Here is a 4,749-nt window from a genome sequence, read left to right as displayed (position 1 = left end):
CACCAAATTATTGATGATGATATATTTTTTAATCATATTATATAAACGATTTTAATACGGCGGGAAATCCTTGCCGAAAACCTTTTCGGCATATCTCATAGCCAGATGAACCTGGTCTATATAGTCCTTCATCATCTCTTTTTCAAAATACTCCCTTGAAGGAGATTTCAAAATTAGCCTAAGCAAACCTTCATATGTTTCAATGGCCAGGTCTTTGTCAAAATTATATTTTTCAGCGATTTCAGGAGTGGTCTTTTCAATGCAGGGAAATTCCAATGTTTTGCAAACGGTTTCTGTTGAAAAATAAGTCATCCGAATTAACGGTGAAACGGATGAAACCAGAACATGGTTTCCCAGTTTAATGAGTGGCGGAATGCCTGTTTTTTTATATCTCTCCATTGAGGTTAACTTTTCATAGTTTTTCAGATTATAGCAGTGCAGCTCCGTATAGAAGTCCGGCTGCAGGTATTCAATCAAATCCAAAATCTTCAAACCTATTTCTGACTCGTAGAATTCCTTTTTGATAGTGGAGATATATGGTGTTTTATCAAAGTTGTAAAAGTAAAATTGTCCGGGCGACAAATCATCTTCATTTATCCTTTTAAGGAATTTGACGGATGTTGCGCCTTCATTTCCATGAAGTCCCCCAATAAACAATTTGGTAGGTCCTTCACCGTTGTCTATGTATCTGAAATAAGACATAAAAAAAATAAGAATTGGAAGGAATCTATGTTCCTTCTTGCCAATTTGACATGTAAGCTTTTTGCTTGTCAGTTAATGAATCGATTTCAATTCCCATAGCTTTTAATTTCATGTTTGCTACGTTGTAGTCGATTTCATCAGGAGCTTTGGTTACGCCTACAGGCAAATCGTTTTCAAGGATGTGTTTTGCGGATAATGCCTGTACGGCAAAACTCATGTCCATGATTTCTGCAGGGTGTCCTTGTCCACGTGCAGCTGACAAGTTTACCAAACGACCGTCAGCTAAAAGGTAAATCTTACGGCCATCTTTGGTTGTGAACTCTTCAATACTTTCACGGACTTCCTTGACCTCGGTTGAGATTGCTTCAAGGTCAGGTCTGTTGATTTCAACGTTGAAGTGTCCTGAGTTTGCAAGCATGCATCCGTCTTTCATGTACTTGAAGTCATCACCGGAGATGATGTCTGCGTTTCCGGTTACTGTAACGATTAAGTCTGATTGTTTTACTGCTTCACGGATTGGCATTACTCTGTATCCGTCCATTCTTGCTTCCAGTGCTCTGATTGGATCAACTTCAGTCACGATGACATCAGCTCCGAGACCGTCTGCTCTTAAAGCTAATCCACGGCCGCACCATCCGTATCCGCATACTGTTACGGTTTTTCCTGCAATTACCATGTTGGTTGTTCCCATGATTGCATCGAAGCTTGATTGTCCTGTACCGTATCTGTTGTCGAAGAGGTATTTTGTGTAAGCGTCATTTACTGCGATTACTGGGAATTTCAATGCGCCGTCAGCATGCATTGCCTGAAGCCTGTGTACACCGGTGGTGGTTTCCTCACAAGCACCTTTTATGTGGCTCAACAATTCTTTTCTTTCATTGTGAAGAACCATAATCATGTCTGCTCCGTCATCGATGATAATGTCCGGCTTGTGGTCGAGCACCATATTAATGGTCTGGTAGTATTCTTCATCGTCTTGTTCTCTCCAACCGTAAACGTTTAATCCAAGGTCGGCTGCTCCGGCTACTGCATCGTCATGTGTGGACAATGGGTTGCATCCGGTCATTGCAACTTCAGCCCCACCAGCCATTAAAGTCAAACCTAAATTGATGGTTTTAGGTTCCAAATGTAAACATGAACCGATTGTAATTCCTTTGAAAGGTTGGGTTTCCAAATATTCTTCTTTGATATGTTCTAAAACAGGCATGTGTTTTTGAACCCATTCGATCTTTCTTACACCTTCAGGTGCTAAAGACATGTCTTTAACTTTACTCATGAAAATTACTCCTATAAATATAACTATTAATAGTATATATTTCATGGCCTTTTAAATTATTCGATTTTTTAACAAAATTATAAAAAAACCCTATAAAAACAAAAACTTTAAATGTAATGATTAAAAGATATATATTTGTTAGATGCCGGGGTGGCTGGTTAGAGCGCACGGCTCATAGGGTAATAAAGCAGTGCTCTGACTTATTCCTGGGATACCGTGAGATCGCGGGTTCGAATCCCGCCCCCGGCATCCTATATCCCAGGAATTTTCCATCTAAACTATTTTTTAAAAACTTTTTTCCGAATCATAATAACTTTATACTTCTTTTAATCAATATAAGAATTGAGGATTTGAAATGATATATAATACACTTGGAAAAACAGGCCTGGAAGTTTCAAGATTGGGTTTTGGAACTATGAGACTTCCAACAGTCGATTCCAATGCAGACATTGACAAGACAGAAGCATCCAAAATGCTTGAATATGGAATTGAAAATGGAATTAACATTATCGATACCGCTTACCCATACCATAGCGCAGAACTTGACGGGAACGGGAACAGCGAAAAGTTTGTCGGTGAATTTTTAAAGGAAAATAGCTTGAGAGATGAAATACTTCTCCAAACAAAATCTCCATCATGGCTAATGGAGAAAAGAACTGATTTTGATTATTACTTGGACATTCAACTTGAAAAACTTCAAACAGATTACATTGACATTTACCTCCTTCATTCTTTAACAGTCCCAGATTGGACCAAAGTCCATGAATTGGGGGTTCTTGACTTTTTGGACGACTGCTTAAGCAGCGGCAAAGTCAAGCATGTCGGATTTTCATCACACATCGAAGTGGACTATCTGATTGAGATTCTCGACGAGTATCCCAAATGGGAAGTCGCCCTCACACAAATGAATTATCTTGACGAATACTACCAGTCAGGAGTGATGGGGCTCAACTACCTGAAGGACGTCAATGTTGGAAGCATGATCATGGAGCCGCTTCGGGGAGGAAGGCTTGTTCAGAATATTCCCGGAGAAGTTCAGGAATTGTGGGACATGGCCGAAACCAAAAGAACACCTGTCGAATGGGCATTGCAATATCTGTGGAACAGGGATGATGTCGATTGCGTCTTGAGCGGAATGACAAGCCTAGAACAGGTCAAGGAGAACGTGAGAATAGCTTCAAAAGAGGACATCATCAGTGAAAACGATCAGGAAATCATAAGGGAAGTCGCAAGAACATACAGGACATTCCTTGGAAACAGCTGCACAAGATGCGGCTACTGCATGCCTTGCCCTCATGGAGTGGACATCATCAACTGCCTGACCGAATACAACATTGCACACATGATGGGAAACCCCAAAGCCAGCGCAATGCAATATTTCAGCTTAATCGATGAGGATTCAAGAGCAGACAGCTGCGTAAACTGTGAAGAATGCATACCATTCTGTACCCAGATGTTGAATATTCCCGAAGAGCTTCAGAAAGTCTATGAGTACTTCGGCAGCGAATTTGACCACTTTTAGGTGAAAATATGAATGAAGACACATATTGGGAGATGCTGACCAGACAGATGCCTCTGGTTTCAACTGAAGAGCAGGAGAAATTCAAAAACGCCAAAATAACTGTCATCGGCTGCGGAGGCATTGGCGGACAATGCATTGAAATGCTTGCAAGAATGGGTATCGGCGAGCTAATTTTGGTTGATGAGGACAAGTTTGACCTGACAAACCTGAACAGGCAAAGCCTATCCACTACCGAAACCATCGGATGCGAAAAAAGTGCCGTGGCAAAGCAGAAAGTCAAGACAATAAATCCCCATGTCAAAGTAACCTCCCATACCGCTCACGTTGATGAAACAAATATAGGCGAGATTATTGGGGACTCAAACCTTGTCATTGATGCGCTGGATAACGTTTTAACAAGGGTTATAGTGTCAAGGAAAGCCGTGGAAAATAAAATTCCCTATGTCCATGGTGCAATCCATGGGACCTTGGGCCAGATTACCGTATTCCTGCCAAATACCAAAAGCTACGAGGAAATGTTCAATCTTCCGTCATTCGGCAAAGAATTGACAGAGGACGTCATTGAAGATTTGAAAAATGTGGCTTCGGGAACTCCGCCAGTTATCGGACCGACACCAACCATAATCAGCTGTCTTGAAGCTATGGAAGCCTATAAAATCATTACAGGCATTGGAAAAGTGACTGTAGCGCCAAAGATACTGACATTTGATTTATTGAATTTGGGTTCATTTTCACTGGAGGAACTTTAAACAATAATTCAATTTTCCATTCTTTTTTTATACTCATTTGAACAAATAGCTATTGAATTTTAAAATTAATAGCTTTATTTCTACTAAAGAAAATAAAACTTATACATTAATATAGTAAAAATGATATAATACAATTATATCACTATTTTTTCAAAACCTTTATATACAATGAGGTGGAAATATATTTCCAAGGTAGGAAGATACTTTCCGACTACTTTTTATAAATTCAATATTACACACATATTGGAGCTTGATTTGATGAGCGAAATTAACGAAGAAAAAATGCAAAGAGTAATCGAACAAATGAAAGAGGATAACATCAAATTTATCCGTCTGCAATTTGTCGATATTAATGGAACTGTAAAAAATATTGTAATTCCATTCAATGAAGAGGATATGGAAGACTTATTCCTCGAAGGAATGCTTTTCGATGGATCCTCAATAGCAGGATTTGTTGGAATTAATGAAAGTGACTTAGTATTGAAACCTGACATCAATAC

5 protein-coding genes and 1 tRNA gene are annotated in these 4,749 nt (G+C 39.4%); 4 read left to right on the top strand and 2 right to left on the bottom strand.

The genetic code is table 11. The features are described from left to right. Positions 1-51: 51 nt before the first annotated feature. Both QZU81_RS10805 and QZU81_RS10800 read right to left on the bottom strand, forming a co-directional pair. Complete coding sequence (locus tag QZU81_RS10805; protein WP_295591775.1) at positions 52-702, bottom strand: DUF2119 domain-containing protein; 651 nt, start codon at positions 700-702, stop codon at positions 52-54. A 25-nt stretch (positions 703-727) separates the two neighbouring features. Continuing rightward, positions 728-1,978: an adenosylhomocysteinase gene (locus tag QZU81_RS10800; protein WP_292827300.1), complete on the bottom strand. Its 1,251-nt coding sequence runs from the start codon at positions 1,976-1,978 to the stop codon at positions 728-730. 144 nt (positions 1,979-2,122) lie between these two features. Between QZU81_RS10800 and QZU81_RS10795 the strand changes: the two genes are divergently transcribed. From QZU81_RS10795 to QZU81_RS10780, 4 genes are all read left to right on the top strand, one after another. Further along, positions 2,123-2,227 (top strand) — tRNA-Met (locus tag QZU81_RS10795). A 106-nt stretch (positions 2,228-2,333) separates the two neighbouring features. Next, positions 2,334-3,500 (top strand): aldo/keto reductase, encoded by a 1,167-nt coding sequence (locus QZU81_RS10790; RefSeq protein WP_292851129.1) that lies wholly within the window; start codon positions 2,334-2,336, stop codon positions 3,498-3,500. Positions 3,501-3,508: 8 nt separating this feature from the next. Beyond that, on the top strand, positions 3,509-4,249 hold the full coding sequence (locus QZU81_RS10785; RefSeq protein ID WP_292851132.1) for a HesA/MoeB/ThiF family protein: 741 nt from the start codon (positions 3,509-3,511) through the stop codon (positions 4,247-4,249). Positions 4,250-4,492: 243 nt separating this feature from the next. Further along, the coding region (locus tag QZU81_RS10780) for a glutamine synthetase (protein ID WP_342764274.1) at positions 4,493-4,749 on the top strand (257 nt) is incomplete at its 3' end.

This window comes from uncultured Methanobrevibacter sp. (assembly GCF_902770715.1).
Lineage (GTDB): Archaea > Methanobacteriota > Methanobacteria > Methanobacteriales > Methanobacteriaceae > Methanocatella.
This window is presented reverse-complemented; position numbering and strand designations above follow the sequence as displayed.

What these genes read in the sequence shown, in the direction of transcription:
- QZU81_RS10805 (WP_295591775.1), bottom strand. Translation starts at nt 702, where the DNA reads ATGTCTTATTTCAGATACATAGACAACGGTGAAGGACCTACCAAATTG.
- QZU81_RS10800 (WP_292827300.1), bottom strand. Translation starts at nt 1,978, where the DNA reads ATGAGTAAAGTTAAAGACATGTCTTTAGCACCTGAAGGTGTAAGAAAG.
- QZU81_RS10790 (WP_292851129.1), top strand. Translation starts at nt 2,334, where the DNA reads ATGATATATAATACACTTGGAAAAACAGGCCTGGAAGTTTCAAGATTG.
- QZU81_RS10785 (WP_292851132.1), top strand. Translation starts at nt 3,509, where the DNA reads ATGAATGAAGACACATATTGGGAGATGCTGACCAGACAGATGCCTCTG.